This window comes from Methylobacterium sp. WL7, assembly GCF_008040085.1.
Classification (GTDB): domain Bacteria; phylum Pseudomonadota; class Alphaproteobacteria; order Rhizobiales; family Beijerinckiaceae; genus Methylobacterium; species Methylobacterium mesophilicum.
On sequence record NZ_VRVG01000027.1, the window covers coordinates 38,624 to 51,888 of the forward strand.

21 protein-coding genes are annotated in these 13,265 nt (G+C 71.6%); 13 read left to right on the forward strand and 8 right to left on the reverse strand.

Annotated elements, in window-relative coordinates:
• Positions 1–32: 32 nt before the first annotated feature.
• A complete protein-coding gene (locus tag FV233_RS09980) occupies positions 33–239 on the reverse strand; it encodes a hypothetical protein (RefSeq protein WP_147853859.1) in 207 nt (68 codons plus the stop codon).
• Between the two features lie 707 nt (positions 240–946).
• Here FV233_RS09980 and FV233_RS09985 point away from each other — a divergent pair.
• The 5 genes from FV233_RS09985 (at position 947) to FV233_RS10005 (ending at position 3,452) form a co-directional block, all read left to right on the forward strand.
• A complete protein-coding gene (locus tag FV233_RS09985) occupies positions 947–1,396 on the forward strand; it encodes a MucR family transcriptional regulator (protein ID WP_281407996.1) in 450 nt (149 codons plus the stop codon).
• 273 nt (positions 1,397–1,669) lie between these two features.
• Positions 1,670–1,939, forward strand: coding sequence for a hypothetical protein (locus tag FV233_RS09990; RefSeq protein WP_187277899.1), 270 nt, complete (start codon positions 1,670–1,672; stop codon positions 1,937–1,939).
• A 323-nt stretch (positions 1,940–2,262) separates the two neighbouring features.
• Positions 2,263–2,625 carry a hypothetical protein gene (locus tag FV233_RS09995; RefSeq protein ID WP_147857067.1) on the forward strand — a complete coding sequence of 121 codons (363 nt, stop codon included), beginning with the start codon at positions 2,263–2,265 and terminating at the stop codon, positions 2,623–2,625.
• Between the two features lie 247 nt (positions 2,626–2,872).
• Positions 2,873–3,055, forward strand: coding sequence for a hypothetical protein (locus tag FV233_RS10000; RefSeq protein ID WP_147857066.1), 183 nt, complete (start codon positions 2,873–2,875; stop codon positions 3,053–3,055).
• A 112-nt stretch (positions 3,056–3,167) separates the two neighbouring features.
• Positions 3,168–3,452 carry a PilZ domain-containing protein gene (locus tag FV233_RS10005; protein ID WP_147857065.1) on the forward strand — a complete coding sequence of 95 codons (285 nt, stop codon included), beginning with the start codon at positions 3,168–3,170 and terminating at the stop codon, positions 3,450–3,452.
• 21 nt (positions 3,453–3,473) lie between these two features.
• On the opposite strand, the gene FV233_RS10010 is transcribed toward FV233_RS10005, so the two are convergent.
• On the reverse strand, positions 3,474–3,863 hold the full coding sequence (locus tag FV233_RS10010) for a heme utilization protein (protein ID WP_147897378.1): 390 nt from the start codon (positions 3,861–3,863) through the stop codon (positions 3,474–3,476).
• A 168-nt stretch (positions 3,864–4,031) separates the two neighbouring features.
• On the opposite strand from FV233_RS10010, the gene FV233_RS10015 reads away from it, so the two are divergent.
• The 3 genes from FV233_RS10015 to FV233_RS10025 all read left to right on the forward strand — a co-directional run bounded on the left by FV233_RS10015 (position 4,032) and on the right by FV233_RS10025 (position 4,877).
• On the forward strand, positions 4,032–4,214 hold the full coding sequence (locus FV233_RS10015) for a hypothetical protein (protein WP_147897379.1): 183 nt from the start codon (positions 4,032–4,034) through the stop codon (positions 4,212–4,214).
• Positions 4,211–4,495, forward strand: coding sequence for a hypothetical protein (locus FV233_RS10020; RefSeq protein WP_238261899.1), 285 nt, complete (start codon positions 4,211–4,213; stop codon positions 4,493–4,495). The genes FV233_RS10015 and FV233_RS10020 overlap by 4 nt, the downstream gene beginning before the upstream one ends.
• Positions 4,496–4,571: 76 nt before the next feature.
• Complete coding sequence (locus FV233_RS10025; RefSeq protein WP_147897380.1) at positions 4,572–4,877, forward strand: hypothetical protein; 306 nt, start codon at positions 4,572–4,574, stop codon at positions 4,875–4,877.
• Positions 4,878–4,947: 70 nt separating this feature from the next.
• Here the strand turns inward: FV233_RS10025 and FV233_RS10030 are convergent, their stop codons facing one another.
• Positions 4,948–5,142 carry a hypothetical protein gene (locus FV233_RS10030; RefSeq protein WP_147857078.1) on the reverse strand — a complete coding sequence of 65 codons (195 nt, stop codon included), beginning with the start codon at positions 5,140–5,142 and terminating at the stop codon, positions 4,948–4,950.
• Positions 5,143–5,263: 121 nt separating this feature from the next.
• On the opposite strand from FV233_RS10030, the gene FV233_RS10035 reads away from it, so the two are divergent.
• The 3 genes from FV233_RS10035 (at position 5,264) to FV233_RS10045 (ending at position 6,398) form a co-directional block, all read left to right on the forward strand.
• The gene (locus FV233_RS10035) at positions 5,264–5,464 is read left to right on the forward strand and encodes a hypothetical protein (RefSeq protein ID WP_147857077.1); all 201 of its coding nucleotides are present in this window, start codon (positions 5,264–5,266) and stop codon (positions 5,462–5,464) included.
• 103 nt (positions 5,465–5,567) lie between these two features.
• Positions 5,568–6,056 carry a phasin gene (locus FV233_RS10040; protein WP_147857076.1) on the forward strand — a complete coding sequence of 163 codons (489 nt, stop codon included), beginning with the start codon at positions 5,568–5,570 and terminating at the stop codon, positions 6,054–6,056.
• Between the two features lie 66 nt (positions 6,057–6,122).
• Positions 6,123–6,398 carry a hypothetical protein gene (locus FV233_RS10045; RefSeq protein WP_246689948.1) on the forward strand — a complete coding sequence of 92 codons (276 nt, stop codon included), beginning with the start codon at positions 6,123–6,125 and terminating at the stop codon, positions 6,396–6,398.
• 61 nt (positions 6,399–6,459) lie between these two features.
• Here the strand turns inward: FV233_RS10045 and FV233_RS10050 are convergent, their stop codons facing one another.
• The gene (locus FV233_RS10050; protein ID WP_147857075.1) at positions 6,460–6,714 is read right to left on the reverse strand and encodes a hypothetical protein; all 255 of its coding nucleotides are present in this window, start codon (positions 6,712–6,714) and stop codon (positions 6,460–6,462) included.
• Positions 6,715–7,385: 671 nt separating this feature from the next.
• Here FV233_RS10050 and FV233_RS10055 point away from each other — a divergent pair.
• Positions 7,386–7,613 carry a hypothetical protein gene (locus FV233_RS10055; RefSeq protein WP_147857074.1) on the forward strand — a complete coding sequence of 76 codons (228 nt, stop codon included), beginning with the start codon at positions 7,386–7,388 and terminating at the stop codon, positions 7,611–7,613.
• A gap of 37 nt (positions 7,614–7,650) precedes the next feature.
• Here FV233_RS10055 and FV233_RS10060 read toward each other — a convergent pair whose 3' ends face one another.
• The 4 genes from FV233_RS10060 to FV233_RS10075 form a co-directional block, all read right to left on the reverse strand.
• A complete protein-coding gene (locus FV233_RS10060) occupies positions 7,651–7,980 on the reverse strand; it encodes a hypothetical protein (protein ID WP_147897381.1) in 330 nt (109 codons plus the stop codon).
• A 66-nt stretch (positions 7,981–8,046) separates the two neighbouring features.
• Positions 8,047–8,289, reverse strand: coding sequence for a hypothetical protein (locus FV233_RS10065; RefSeq protein WP_246689949.1), 243 nt, complete (start codon positions 8,287–8,289; stop codon positions 8,047–8,049).
• A gap of 108 nt (positions 8,290–8,397) precedes the next feature.
• A complete protein-coding gene (locus FV233_RS10070) occupies positions 8,398–9,243 on the reverse strand; it encodes a hypothetical protein (protein ID WP_147897383.1) in 846 nt (281 codons plus the stop codon).
• 111 nt (positions 9,244–9,354) lie between these two features.
• Positions 9,355–11,391, reverse strand: coding sequence for a molybdopterin oxidoreductase family protein (locus tag FV233_RS10075; RefSeq protein ID WP_147897384.1), 2,037 nt, complete (start codon positions 11,389–11,391; stop codon positions 9,355–9,357).
• 224 nt (positions 11,392–11,615) lie between these two features.
• On the opposite strand from FV233_RS10075, the gene FV233_RS10080 reads away from it, so the two are divergent.
• Positions 11,616–13,265: BON domain-containing protein (locus FV233_RS10080; RefSeq protein ID WP_246689950.1), on the forward strand; the 1,650-nt coding region annotated here is incomplete at its 3' end.

Genomic DNA, 13,265 nt, shown 5'->3' on the forward strand with positions numbered 1-13,265 from the left:
CCCATGCTCGCGCCGGGACGGTTACCGGCCCGTTACCGGTCGAGCCCCGGAATGCGGGGCCGGTCCGGCGTGAGCGGGCCGGTGGAGCCCGGCAGCAGCCCGACCTGGGCCAGCCACAGCGCCATGATCGCCCCCGCGATCAGGGTCGCCAGCGAGGCCAGCCGGCCGGTCCAGCGCCGGGTGATGATCATGACGGCCAGGACGACCAGAAGGGCGAGGAGGAGAGCGAGCAGGAGCATGGCTGGCCCATGCCACGGCCGCGCCCGCGCGTCACCGCGGCGACCACCGCCTTTCGAAGACTAATCGCCTTGAAGTTGAGAATATCGTGGCGTCCCGATCATGAAAGGTGCGGAGCCGGGGAGGGGGTGCGCTGATATTTCCGGGTGATCGCGGCTTTGCCCCGACCATGACGCCCGATCCCCCCGCGCGCCATCGTACAGGTCCAGGCTTGGTCGCAGCGTCGGAAGCACAATCCTCCTCACACACACGCCGTGTCGCGCCCCTCGCCGGCAGGCCATCGCCGAGATGCTGCGGAGGCCTGACAACTTCCCCTGGTCCAACGATCACTGTGTTCAAGCAAGAAAGTCCACGCCTGCGTCGACAAAGCATGCGATGCTACGCTCGGGTCGGCGGACGCATCATCGGGTCTTCGCCCAAACGGCGCGAATCACGGGACGGACCCGGAATCCGTATAATCTCAGACGCGGCAAACGATTGGGCGCGGGCCGGAAACACTGGTGCAATGATTTTCGAAATCTGCAGACCGTCAGGATAGTTCACCTGACGGTTGTGCCAGAATTCCCTACCCGGGGGCGCGAGCATGCACAGCGATCATGTCCGTTACGCACCCAGCAGAACAATTTTGTAACTTGCATTCGGGTGGAAGAAGTAGCAAATCGCGTGTGAGGGGTACATCGGGAACCATGAAGTGACAGAAGAAGCGATTGTGCACACGCCTGACCTTATCGGCTTGGCGGGCGACGTCGTCGCCGCCTACGTGTCGAACAACCCAGTTCCGGCGAGCGAGCTGCCGGCCCTGATCGCCCGGGTGCACGGCGCGATCGCAGGTCTCGCCTCCGGGACGAGCGCGGCCGCAGCCGGCGCCGAGGCGCCCGTGGCCGTCGACAAGCCGAGCGCGGCCCAGATCCGCAAGTCGGTCCAGCATGACGGGATCGTCAGCTTCATCGACGGCAAGACCTACAAGACGCTGAAGCGCCACCTGACCGCCAACGGCCTCAGCCCGCAGAGCTACCGCGAGCGCTACGGCCTGCCCACGGACTACCCGATGGTCGCCCCGAGCTACGCCGAGCAGCGCTCCGCCCTCGCCAAGGCGATCGGCCTGGGCCAGCCCGGTGCCATGGCCGACCGCGAGCGCAAGGGTCGCAAGGCGGCCTGATCGACAGCGACCTCGACGCCTCCGGCGGCGGATGCCGCCGAGGTCGTCCCGGCCACGTACGACCGGTGCGCACGCCCTCCGGATCCCTCATCCGTCGACCGCGTGCCACCTTCGACGATCCCGGACTGCCACGTCGAACGGTCCGGCCCGTGATCGTTGCCCCGCAGCCACACATGTCTGCGACGTGGCCCGACACGGACAAGCTGCCACACTCTGCACAAAGCTGATGCCCACCCCGGTTCCTGAGAAGAACGGGTGCGGGGTCGAAGCATGATGAAGCGTGAGCAGACGAACTCCGTGGTGGCCTTCCCGGCGCATATCGCGCCGACCGTGGCCGACGAGGACACCGCTTCGGTGATCGCCGTGCTGCAGGAGCAGCTCGCCCTCGCCCGCGAGGGGCGGCTGCGCTCGGTCGCGGTCGTCTCGGTCTCGACCGATGGCGAGGCGATCGGCACGCAATGGTCGTGCAAGGGCGCCGACATCTCCAGCCTGATCGGCAAGCTGACCGTGCTGACCCACGACATGATGTCGGCCCGGAAATAATCGGCCCGCTATTTTTTGGCCCGCAGGCAGTTGGCCAGACAGTCGCTGGCCGGAAAGTCTTCGGTTCGCACGCGGTCAGCGCATCGAGGCGTGGGGTCTATCCGGTCTTCCCGGGGGCCGGCCCGCCGGGGACGTACAGGTCCGCTCGCGCGCGCCATCGAGCACGGCATAGGAAGAACCGGGCCTGCGTGCCGCGATCCGATGCCGCTTCGCCGAGTCTCGGGCCCGGGGGGCATACGGGAACGGCAGCCCTATCTCTGTGTCGCGGGGTCGGCGCAGCATGCGCTGCGTCGTTCCCCAGCCCACAGAGGATCCACCCACCGATGAGACGCGTTCTGCTCGCCGCCGTGCTGGCCGCGTGGACCCTGCCGTCCGCACCCGCGATGGCCGAGGACGACAAGCGCACCGAGACCATCGAGGGCCTGGTGCGGATCATCGGCGCCCAGGCCGGCATCGTCCTGTATTGCCGCAAGATCTACACCGTGGACGACACGGTGTCCGAGGGCCTGTCCCGGACGGTCCGGAGGGCCCTCGACGCGGCCCTCGGCCGTCGAAAGGCTCAGACCGCCATCGCGGAGGAAGGCCAACGCGTCGCCAAGACCATCGCGGAGGTCGGAGCGGACCAATGGTGCGCCGACCAGCGGGACATCCTCAACACGGACGGCGTCCGGGTCTTCGTCGACTGAGCTGCCCGGCCCGCCTCCGTCACGGAAAGGGGCTTCGACGTTTTTCCCCTGGCCTATCCGCCGCGGGTGTCAGATGAGGCAGCGCGATCCTCCGTCGTTCTGCAGTGCAGAACAGATTCCGGCCTTGTTCCCACTTGGAACGTCTGTCATGTTTCGACGATGGACGTCCCGAAAGCAGATCACGCCGGCTGCGGACGTCCTGACAAGAGCCCAAAGGGCCAGCAAGCCGGCGTCGGAGGAACACGCCATGTCCACACCGATCACCATCGCCGTCGCCCTCATCGTGTGCGGCGTCGCGGTCACCGCCTTCGCCTTCACCCGCGCCCCCCGGTCGAAGGACTTCGCGGGCTGGGACGTGATGTTCATGAGCGGGATCGGCGCCGTCGCCCTCGGGTTCCTGGCGACGCTGGTCGGGGTGGTCACCGGATAGTGAGGCCACGCGCCGTCCTTTGAGGGCGGACGCGGACAATCTGATGCATTTCCGGAACCGGTTCTGAACCCGGCGCGCCGATCGTGCGCGCTTCGCAGTTCACGAGACGGCAATGCTTGATCGACGGCGCGCCCCGCGCACGATGCTGAACGAGACCGGCAGCATCTCCATCGACGAGCATCGCAGCCTGCCGTGCATCGTCTACGATCGCTCGCTGAGCGGCGTCCGCGTCGCCCTTCCGGACGCCGAGATCGTTCCGGAGCGCTTCGTGCTCAACATCGACGCGAGCAACGAGATCCTCGTCTGCCGCTCCGTGTGGCGCAAGGCGGAGGAGATCGGCGCGACGACCAACGAGCCGGAGCCCGAGCGGCCGAGCCTCCGTCGGACGCCGGCCTGAGCGTCCTCCGGCCGGCGCGCGTCAGCCGGAGCGCCGCGCGTTCCAACGGCCGCTGCAGGTGACGATCCCGCCGGTCGACCGCCACGTGCCGCTGCCGGCGCCCTGCGTGTCGAGGCTGCCGTCGATCGGCACCGTGTTCGAGCCGCTGATGATCGTGGCCGAGACGCGACCGCTCGACGAGACGCCGCCGTCGATGTCGACGTCGTCCCCCGGGATCGAGGCGTCGCTGTCCTTGATCTTGACCTGATAGCTCGTCGTGGCCGCGCAGGGCCCTTCGGAGGTCGTCGCCACGATGGTCCAGGCGCCGTCGTAGCGGTTCGGTATCTTGATCTTCTTCGTGCCCGCGAGGGCGGGCGTCAGGACGCCGACGATCAGGGTCGCGGTCAGGATCGGGACAAGGCAACGGGGCACGGGGTCACTCTCGCTCGCGCCGCCGGGACCGACCACGCGGAGACAGAACCGTGAGAGGCCGAAACGGTTGCCTTGGCCCTTCGGCGGGCACCTTCGCGCGTGACGACCGTTCTGTCCGTGCCGGGCCCGCCGCACGCGGGGCGCGGCATCGCCTCCGGGGGACCCGCCATGCCTGATCCGAGATCGCCCAGCGCCGACGAGGCGCCCGAGCCCGCGCTGCCGCAGGGCCTGCCGATGCCGCCGAATACCGGCGACATGCCGCCGCCGCGGCTGCCGCCGGCCCCGGAGGACGATCCTGCGCCGCCGGCACGGGAGCCGGCGCCGGACATCGACGACGTGACGGGCCTGTGAAGACCGCCGGCCTCGCGCGGGGACCGCGGTCGCTGCGCGTGTGCCTGGGTCTGATCGCTTCGCTGGCGTCGGTGATGGGGGCCGACGCGGCCGAGCCGCTCACCGTCGAACGGCTCAGCGCCGACGGCTGGGAGATCGCCGGCTACACCGGCACCTTCGACAACCGGTCGTCCCTGATCCTGTTTCGGAAGAAGGACACGCAGTACCTAGTTCAGTGCTCGATCCTGTACGACGTGACCCGCAATCCGCGCGTGATCACCAACTGCTACGAGCTGCACTGAGCGGGTCGCGCCGGATCGGGTCGAACTTCGGCGGCCCGCACCCGTTGGCGTCCGACCGCAAGGAACGGACGAACCCATGACCCGTACGACGTTGACGCTCTCGGGCGCCCTGACCCTCCTGCTGGCCGGACCGGCCGCCGCGCAGGTGACCACCGGGGGCGCCGGCAATACCGGAGTCACCGCCCCGCCCACCACGGGCGGCGTCGGAGCCGGCACCGTGGGCAGCGGACCGGGCGCCCCGATCACCACGGGCACGACCGCCAATCCCAGCAACTCCTCCGTCCCGGGCACGACACCGGGGGTGAACATCGGCGGCACGCCGACGAGCGGCCCGCCCGGCACCGGCGGCACCGCGGGCGGCCCGGCCCTCGGCAACCGCTAGATCGTCCCGGGGGGCGGGGCCGGCCTTCCGCCGACGGCGCCGCGAATCGACCCTCGCGCGCCGGGCCGGCTCACTCGCCCCAGTCGATATCCAGGGACCGCTCGAACGCGGCCGCCGACATCTCCTTACCCTTGGGATCGGCGACCACGATCTCCCGGAACCCGCGCCGGACGAGTTCCCAGGTCTTCTCCATGGCCTGCTCGTCGGTCCCGCACGCGAAGGTCATGACGCGGCCGGACGGATCGATCCCCTTGACGGTGAACACGACGCTCTCCTCAAATCCCCCGCCCGCATATAGCGCGGCGCACGCGATACTGCCCACCGACACCGGCGCTCCGGGACCCGTGAGGCCCCGGCGACGTTTCTCCGGACCAGGGAAGCCATGCATGACTGATTCGCGAGAGCCCGCGCGCGTACCGGATCGGACGTTGCCGCCGGCCGACCCGGACTCGGAGACCGGCCCCGCGGAAGTCGAGCCGGGCGCCTCCAACAAGCCCCTGCCGATCAGCGACGACGCGCCCGAGGTCGGGCTGTCGCAGAAGGGCGGCGGCGAGGACGCGATCATCCGGCGCGAGACGGAGATCTGACAGAATCCGGGGTCCCGTCACTCGCCGATCCCTGGACCTTCTCGCTTGTGCAGTGCACAACAGCCATGGCCGCGGCCAGACGTGCGGCCGAAGGAGACCAGTCATGGCGAATATTCCCAGCTTCGAGGTCCCGCCGCAAATGCGCGATCTGGCCGAAACCAGTGTCGAGCAGGCCCGCAAGGCGTTCGGAACGTTCATCGGTTCGGCGCGCCGTGCCACCGATACCCTTCAGGGCTCGACGGACCTGACCCGGACCAATGCGTCCGACATCTACGCCCGCAGCCTCGACTATGCCGAGCAGAACGTCCGTGCGGCGTTCGACCTCGCGCAGAAGCTCGCGGCCGCCAAGTCCTTCCCGGAAGCGATGCAACTCCAGGCCGAATACGTCCGCGAGCGATTCGCCGCGATGCAGTCCCAGGCCAAGGAACTCGGCGGCCTCACGCAGGGCGCGATGCAGCAGGGGGCGGAGCGCGCCAAGGCTGCGATGCAGCAGGGTGTCGACGAGACCCGCAAGGCAGTGAAGCAGGGTCAGGATGCGGCCCAGCAGATGGGCCACGAGACGCAGAACGCCGTCGACCAGGCGTCGCACTAAGCGCACACACCGGGGGACCCGGCCCTTCGGGGCCGTTGCCTCCGGGGCGGGCCGACGATGTTTCCTGTGCCGGCGGCCATCCCGGACGTGGAGTTGCCGATGATGTACGGGGAGGTGGGCCGCCTGACGGACGAGGCCGTCCGGCTCGGCATCCGCCAGGCGGAGAACGCGGCCCTTCTCGCGGTCGCGATACACTATGCCTGGCTCGACCTGTGGCTCGACAGCTACCGTGCGACGGGCGCTGCACTGAATACAGGACCGGAGCAGCGCGCCCGGACCCGTCGCCTGATCGAGCGCGGCGTCTCACCGAGTCTCGCCGCGCAGGACCTGCACCTCGTCTGATAGCCGATCCGCCGAACCGGATCCCGGACCGGCGGATCGCGGCGCGACGACCGAGACGTGCTCAGCGGGCCGTTTCGGCCGAGGCCTGGACCATCGGCCGGACGACGGCCGCCACCGGGCTGCGGCCGGTCTGCATGGCCGACACGGGCTGGGGCGTGGTGGTCAGATCGTGAGCCGAGCGCACCTGCGTGGTCGCGCGGGCCTGGTCGCGATACAGCGGCGGCGTCAGGTGAAGGTCGTCCTGCGCGAAGGCCGGGACGGTGAAGAGGGCGGCAGAGGTGAGCGCCGCCGACGCGAGGATGAGGATCGTGCGCATGGTGCGACTCCGGTTCGATCGCGGGATGCAATCGTTGGGTGCATGAGACCACGGATTTGTGCGTTGCGGTATGCTCATTCCGCATTGCAACATAACGCAGGGCCGGCATGGTTTTGCAGTTTTCGCACCGCCGCCCGAGCGATATCCGTGTTCCGGCGCAGAACGCGCCATGCATTCGGGACAATTGAACTAAATTGCCATCCATAAACTCGAAAATATAAATTGATCACGCGCGAAATTTTATTTCACCGCGCGGGTCCCGGCGGGGGAAGCCTGCAGATCCTTCGGGCAGCCCTGTCGTCCTCGACCGTTCGCGGGCCTCGATCGCCCAACCTGGGACGCGTGCGCTGGCGCGCGCCGGCACCGCGCCGGCCGGGAGTGGGACGAAGAAACTTGAAGCTCCGCCCGGCGGCGTAGAAAAAAGTTCTCCCACTCTTTGGAGTCTCCCCCTTGTGCGCGGTCGGAGACGCGCGACATCTCCTGACGCTGCGTCGGTTCGGAGCCGGATGCTCCGGACCATGATGGGCCGGCCAGGGCGCCGCGTCGCTCGGATCGCGGCGGCGGGCGGACCGCGCAGCGTTCGCGACACGAATCGGCAACACGAACGCCAGGCTCACGTCACATGAGCCGGTTAGACAGGGTTCAATTCTGACGTCATCCGGAGCGCGCCCATGACGCCCGCAGACCTCGACAAGCGTGCCGAGTTGACCGTGTGGCCGAACCGCTCGCTCGGGCGGTCCGCCGAAGGGCGCCCCTACGCGACCCTGCGTGAGGCGCTTGCGGCGGCGGCCGAGGCGATCGCCGTGGGGGACGCACAGCCCTGGATCATCACCGAGGAGGGCGACGTGCTCTCACCGGGCTGGATCCGCGCCAACACCCGATCAAGCGCCCTGCAATGATGCCGGGCGTCAGCTGGCGGACGGTGAGCGGACCCGCTCAGCACCCGATGCAGATGTCGTGCACCACATGGGCCCGGCGGGGACCGGTCCGCTGGTTCGGCAACGGTCCATCCGTCGCGGGAAAGCCGCTGCCGAGCGCCTGAAACCGTCTGCGGCCGCCGGCCGGGTCGGCGGTCGCGGGTTGCGCCGGCGCCGGGGTGCCCGCATCGGCCGGTGGAGCCTGGCTCGGCGCGCTGTTTGCCATGCCGGGATCCGGAAGGGGCATCATCATCCCCTGCGCGGGCGCCGTCGGCGCGAATTCGCCCGCCCGCGCGGCGACGGGCGCGCAGACCAGGGCGATCAGGATCAGCCGAGACCGCACCGGCATGACGCTCTCTCCGCTTCTCCCGCAGGACGATGACCGGCACGCCAGGGCGCGCCGGTCGGGTGAATCTCAGTAAGCCCGGCCGTAGAACGGCTTGGAGACCGGATGATATCGGTCACTCACCGGCCACGTATAGGGCTGGTCTTTAGAGGTACGGATATCGGAGCCGAATTTAGAGGCGTTGAACCCGATGCCGTGGAGGGCGCCGGTCCGGCCCTTGGCACCCGGGGTCGCGGACGCGGCATCGCGTGCCAGCGCCGCGCTCGACAGCCCCACGACGAGAATGGCCGCACACGAAACGCGGCCCCGCATAACGGCTCTCCTGACCTCTTGCATCGTCGCCTCCCTTCCCGGCCGAGGTGCCGGACTTCAAGCAACGGCAGCGCTTCCGCGGGGGTTCCGCCCGTCCGCGCCGCGGCGTCAGAACGCGTTCGCGCCGCCGAGGCAGGCCACCGCGAGCGGTCCGTTGCAGGCCGTATCGGTCTGGCCGGTCCCGGCCGCGATGCCGGCGCCGCCGACCGCTCCGCCGCCGCCACGGGCCACGGTGTCGGTCCCGTCGAGGCCCTGGACCGGCGCCGCGTTCGCAGCGCCCGCGATGCCGGCGCCACCGAACGCGCCGCCCCCGGTGGCGGTGGTGGACGCCGCGGTCGCGGCCGGGTCGACGACGGCCAGCCCCGTCGAGCTGGCGCCGATCCCGGCTCCGGCCCCGAATCCGCCGGCCCCGGAGGCCACCGCCGAGGCCGAGGTCGCGTCGGTGTTCAGGCTCGTGCCGACGGCGGAGCCGCCGCCGAATCCCCCCGTCCCGAAATTCGAGAGCGCGTTGCCCGAGATCGACCCGATCGCCGAACGCGTCGACGTGTTGAAGCCGTTGCGCGTGCCGGTCGCGCCGATCGTGCTCCCGGTTCCGCTCGACCGGGACGGCGTTCCGGTGACGCCGGCGCCACCCGTCGATCCGGATCCCGAGAGGCTCAGCCGGGCCGTGCCGGCGCTGGTGGCGCCGGTCGGCGGCGCGATGCTGCCGCCCCCGGAACCGCCGCCGCCGAAGCTCAGCTGTCCGGCATTCACGAGGCCGCCGCCCTGCGCCGAGAGGGTCGGGAACGGACCGGAGGTGGAGCCGCCGCCGAGGCTGAGCTGCCCCGGGTTGGCGATCGCCGTCAGCGGCTCCAGGGAGGCCGCCGCGGGGACCGTCGCGGTGGCGGACAGGTTCTGGGCCCAGGCCGGAGCGGCGAACGGGACCAGCAGGGCGGCGGCGAGGATGACCCGCATGGCTGTCGGATTCCACGAGACGGTGTGTCCGGGGCCAACACAACCGATTCGGACGGGTTCCGACGGTCTCCTCGCACGTCCCGGATCGAACGCCCCGCGGCGGGTCCGTGATCAGGCCGCCCGCACCCACACCGCGGTGTCGTGGAACGTGGCGCCGTCGTTGGGAGCGGCCGGCGTGTCGCCGATCAGCGCGTTGATGCCGCGCCCGCCCGAGAACGAGGCCGCCGGCCACAGGCTCTCGACCACCACGATCCCGGGCGGCTGCCCCTCCGCGAGGCGGGCGTGCAGCCGCACTTGGCCGCGGGTGTTGCCGATCTCCACCGCATCCCCGGTGGCGATCCCGAGGCGGGCGCCGTCCTCCGGATGGAGCAGGCAGGTCGGGCGGCCCTCGCGCCGGATCGATTCGGGGCTGTTGGAGAAGGTCGTGTTGAGGAACTGGCGGGCCGGCGGCGCCACCATCCGGAACGGGCGCTCGGCGTCGGCCGGCTCCGACACCGCCCAATGGTCGGGCAGGGCCGGCATGCCGGCGGCGCGCGGACCGAGCGCCGACCAGTCCGGCCCGAACCGGAAGCGCCCGTCCGGGTGGCCGAAGCCGGTGAGGAAGTGGCTCTCGGCGAAGTCCGGCTGCGCGTCGATCCAGCGCTCCCGCTCCAGCCGGTCGAGGCCGCCCCAGCCGGAGCGGGCCAGGGTCGCGTCGGCCAGATCCCGGGCGTTCAGGTCGAAGCCCGGGTGTTCGGCCCCCAGCCGGCCGGCGAGGGCGGCGATCAGGTCGTGGTTGGAGCGGCATTCCCCCGGCGGCGGCAGGAGCGCCGGCCCGGATTGGATGTGGCTGTGTCCGCCGGCCCCGTAGATGTCGTCGTGCTCCAAGAAGGTGGTGGCCGGCAGGACGAGGTCGGCGAGCGCCGCCGTCTCGGTCATGAACTGCTCGTGCACGGCCACGAACACGTCCGGCCGCAGCAGTCCGGCGCGCACCCGGTTGCTGTCGGGGGCGGAGGCCGCAGGGTTCGCCGACTGGATCAGCATCGCGCGCACCGGCGGCCCGCCCTGCAGGGCGTCGGGATCGTCGGCCAGGATCGCGCCGATCCGGCTCATGTCGAGGTCGCGCACCCCCGGGGCCTTGGCGTCGAGGCCCTCGGTCAGGGTCTTGTCCCAGTTGAAGATCGCGGCGTTCTGCCAGAGGGCGCCGCCGCCCTCGTGCTGCCAGGCGCCGGTCACGGTGGGCAGGCAGGTCACCGCGTGCAGGTTGACCGCGCCGTTATGCGTCCGGGTGAAGCCGAAGCCGCAGCGGATGTAGCTGCGCGGCGTCGAGCCGTAGAGCGCCGCGAAGGCCTCGATCTCGGCGACCGTGAGGCCGGTGATCGCGGCCGCCCAGGCCGGATCGCGCGTGGCGAGATGCGCCTCCAGCGCCGCCGTGTCCTCGGCATGGGCCGCCAGGTAGGCCCGGTCGGCGTGGCCATCGCGGAACAGCACGTGGAGCACCGCGCAGGCCAGCGCCCCGTCGGTGCCGGGCCGGGGGGCGAGGTGGAGGTCGGCCGCCGCGGCGGTGCCGGTGCGGTAGGGGTCGATCACCACCAGCTTGGCGCCGCGCGTCTTGCGGGCCCGGCTGATGTGGCTCATCGCGTTGACCTGGGTGCTCACCGGGTTGCCGCCCCAGACCACGATCAGGTCGGAGAGCGCCATCTCCCGCGGGTCCGGGCCGGCGACGCGGCCGACACCGGCGCTCCAGCCGGCGATGGCGATGGCGGTGCAGATGGTGCGTTTGCGCCGGGAATAGCCCATCACGTGGGTCAACCGGTGGATGCCGTCGCGCTGGACGAGGCCCATCGTGCCGCCGGAATTGTACGGCCAGACCGCCTCCGGGCCGTGGCGCCCGGCGGTCTCGCGGAAGGCCGCGGCCAGCCGGTCGAGGGCCGCGTCCCAGGAGATCGGCCGCCACCGGCCGCCGCCCTTGGCGCCGACCCGTTCCAGCGGCTGGAGGATCCGGTCCGGGTGGTGGACCCGCTCGCCGTAGCGGCTGACCTTCGCGCAGATCACCCCGGCGGTGTAGGGGTTGTCGCCCCCCTTCACCGAGACGACGCGGCCCTCCGCCACCTGCACGTCCAGGCTGCAGGCCGAAGGGCAATCGTGCGGGCAGACGGTCCGGGCCAAGCGACGCACTCCGTGGTGGTGTCTCGCGGTAATGGCCGGGATGATGCAAGCGCCGTGCTTTTTTGAGGCGGCCGCACGCGAAGGCCACGCGCAGTCTGCGATCCATCCCCGCGGCTTCCCCGCCGGCCGTCGAAGAATCCGGCCCGGTCCTTCGCGGAAACGGCCTTCATCCTGCCGGATTGCCGGTATGGTCTCGCAGCCCGGATCCGCTTTAACCCACGATTGTGCCGTTGCCCGAAGAGTTCGCTCAAGGCTTGCGCCGCGCCGGCTGGCTCGCCGGCCTGCCCGCGCTCGCGCTGATCTGGGCCGGCGCGACGCTGTTCGCCACCCCGCAGATCGCCGACGCCCTCGAGGCGGCGGGGGCGCAGGTCGCGTCCGGCACCGCCACGGCCACCGGCGAGCCCTGGCTGCGGCTGGAGGCGCGCGGACGCGACCTGGCGGCGGAGGGCGAGGCGCCGGATGTCGGCGAGCGCGAGACCGTGCTGACCCGTCTCGCCGCCCTGGACGGCCCCCGGCGGATCGTCTCGGAGGTCGGTCTGGTGGAGACCGCCGCGCCGTTCCTGTGGGCGGCGATCCGCACCGGCTCGGCCCGGGTGGCGCTGGAGGGCAGCCGCCCGGCGGAGATCGGACGGCGGGCCCTGGAGGCGCGGATCACCGGGGCGCTGGCGCCCGGCACCTATCTCGACGACACCGCCCGGGCGGCCCGGGGCGCGCCCCCGGACTTCGCCGGCGCGGCGACGTTCCTGGCGGCGCGGCTGTCCGGGCTCGCCAAGGGCGGCCGGGCGGCGCTCAGCGACACGGTGCTCAGCCTGTCCGGCGAGGCCCTAGACGTGCCGGCCTACGAGGCGCTGCGGACCGCCCTGGCCAACCCGCCGGCGGGTTTCAGCGTCGGGCGGATCGAGATCGTGCCGCCCGCGGTGGCGCAGTTTCGGTTCTCGGTGGCGAAGTCGGCCCGGGGGATCGTGCTCGACGGGTTCGCCCCCTCCGCGGCGGACCGGGAGGCGGCCCTGCGGGCGGCCGCCGAGGCGGTGCCGGGGGGCAGCGTGCAGGACCGTCTGCTCACCGCCCGGGGGCTCGACCCGGCGATCGACCCAAAGACCCTGATCGGCTTCGCGTTCCGGCTGGCCGAGCTGATCCAGTCCGGCACCGTCGCCTTCGCGGAGGATTCCATCTCGGTCACCGGCGACGCCATCGACGCCCAGGCGATCCCCGACGCCGCCGCGCTGATGCGCGAGGCCCGGCCGGCCGGCGTGAAGCCCGGCCCGGTGACGCTGGCGGCGCGGCCGCTCTCGCCCTACCGGGTCGCGATCCGCCGGACCCCGGAGGCGGTCACGCTCACCGGCCACCTGCCCGACGACGCCACCCGGGAGCGGGTGCTGGCGGCCTTGCGCCCGCGCCTGTTCCGCGAGCCGGTGATCGACCGGACGCGGCTCGCCGACGGCGCCCCGCCGGACCTCGGCGCCGCGCTGGCAGCGGCCGCCCCCCTGGTGGCCAACCTCGCGGCCGGGGAGGTGGCGGTCTCGGACCGGGCGCTGACGCTCACCGGCGAGAGCCTCTACCGCGAGGCCGCGTCCCGGACGCCGGAGCGCCTGGCCGAGGCGCTGCCCCCCGGCTGGACCGGGCAGGCTGCCGTCACGGCCCGCCAGTCCGCCGAGACCCGCGACCCGGCCGCCTGCCGGGCGGAGGCGGGCGCGACGATCGCCGGGGCGTCCCTGCGCTTCCCGGCCGGCGGCGCGACCCTCGGGCCGGCCTTCTACCCGGTGCTCGACGCCCTGGCGACCCTGGCCAAGGCCTGCCCGGCCCTGCGCATCGCGGTCTCGGCGCCGGTCGACCCGGCCAAGGCGAAGCCGGCCCAGGGGGAGGGGGCCGGGGAG

Bases quoted from the DNA above. Each gene is read 5' to 3' on its own strand.
- FV233_RS10000 (WP_147857066.1), top strand. From the start codon at position 2,873: ATGTCCACACCGATCACCATCGCCGTCGCCCTCATCGTGTGCGGCGTC.
- FV233_RS10015 (WP_147897379.1), top strand. From the start codon at position 4,032: ATGCCTGATCCGAGATCGCCCAGCGCCGACGAGGCGCCCGAGCCCGCG.
- FV233_RS09990 (WP_187277899.1), top strand. From the start codon at position 1,670: ATGAAGCGTGAGCAGACGAACTCCGTGGTGGCCTTCCCGGCGCATATC.
- FV233_RS10050 (WP_147857075.1), bottom strand. From the start codon at position 6,714: ATGCGCACGATCCTCATCCTCGCGTCGGCGGCGCTCACCTCTGCCGCC.
- FV233_RS10040 (WP_147857076.1), top strand. From the start codon at position 5,568: ATGGCGAATATTCCCAGCTTCGAGGTCCCGCCGCAAATGCGCGATCTG.
- FV233_RS10060 (WP_147897381.1), bottom strand. From the start codon at position 7,980: ATGCCGGTGCGGTCTCGGCTGATCCTGATCGCCCTGGTCTGCGCGCCC.
- FV233_RS10005 (WP_147857065.1), top strand. From the start codon at position 3,168: ATGCTTGATCGACGGCGCGCCCCGCGCACGATGCTGAACGAGACCGGC.
- FV233_RS10035 (WP_147857077.1), top strand. From the start codon at position 5,264: ATGACTGATTCGCGAGAGCCCGCGCGCGTACCGGATCGGACGTTGCCG.
- FV233_RS10055 (WP_147857074.1), top strand. From the start codon at position 7,386: ATGACGCCCGCAGACCTCGACAAGCGTGCCGAGTTGACCGTGTGGCCG.
- FV233_RS09995 (WP_147857067.1), top strand. From the start codon at position 2,263: ATGAGACGCGTTCTGCTCGCCGCCGTGCTGGCCGCGTGGACCCTGCCG.
- FV233_RS09980 (WP_147853859.1), bottom strand. From the start codon at position 239: ATGCTCCTGCTCGCTCTCCTCCTCGCCCTTCTGGTCGTCCTGGCCGTC.
- FV233_RS10065 (WP_246689949.1), bottom strand. From the start codon at position 8,289: ATGCGGGGCCGCGTTTCGTGTGCGGCCATTCTCGTCGTGGGGCTGTCG.
- FV233_RS10070 (WP_147897383.1), bottom strand. From the start codon at position 9,243: ATGCGGGTCATCCTCGCCGCCGCCCTGCTGGTCCCGTTCGCCGCTCCG.
- FV233_RS10025 (WP_147897380.1), top strand. From the start codon at position 4,572: ATGACCCGTACGACGTTGACGCTCTCGGGCGCCCTGACCCTCCTGCTG.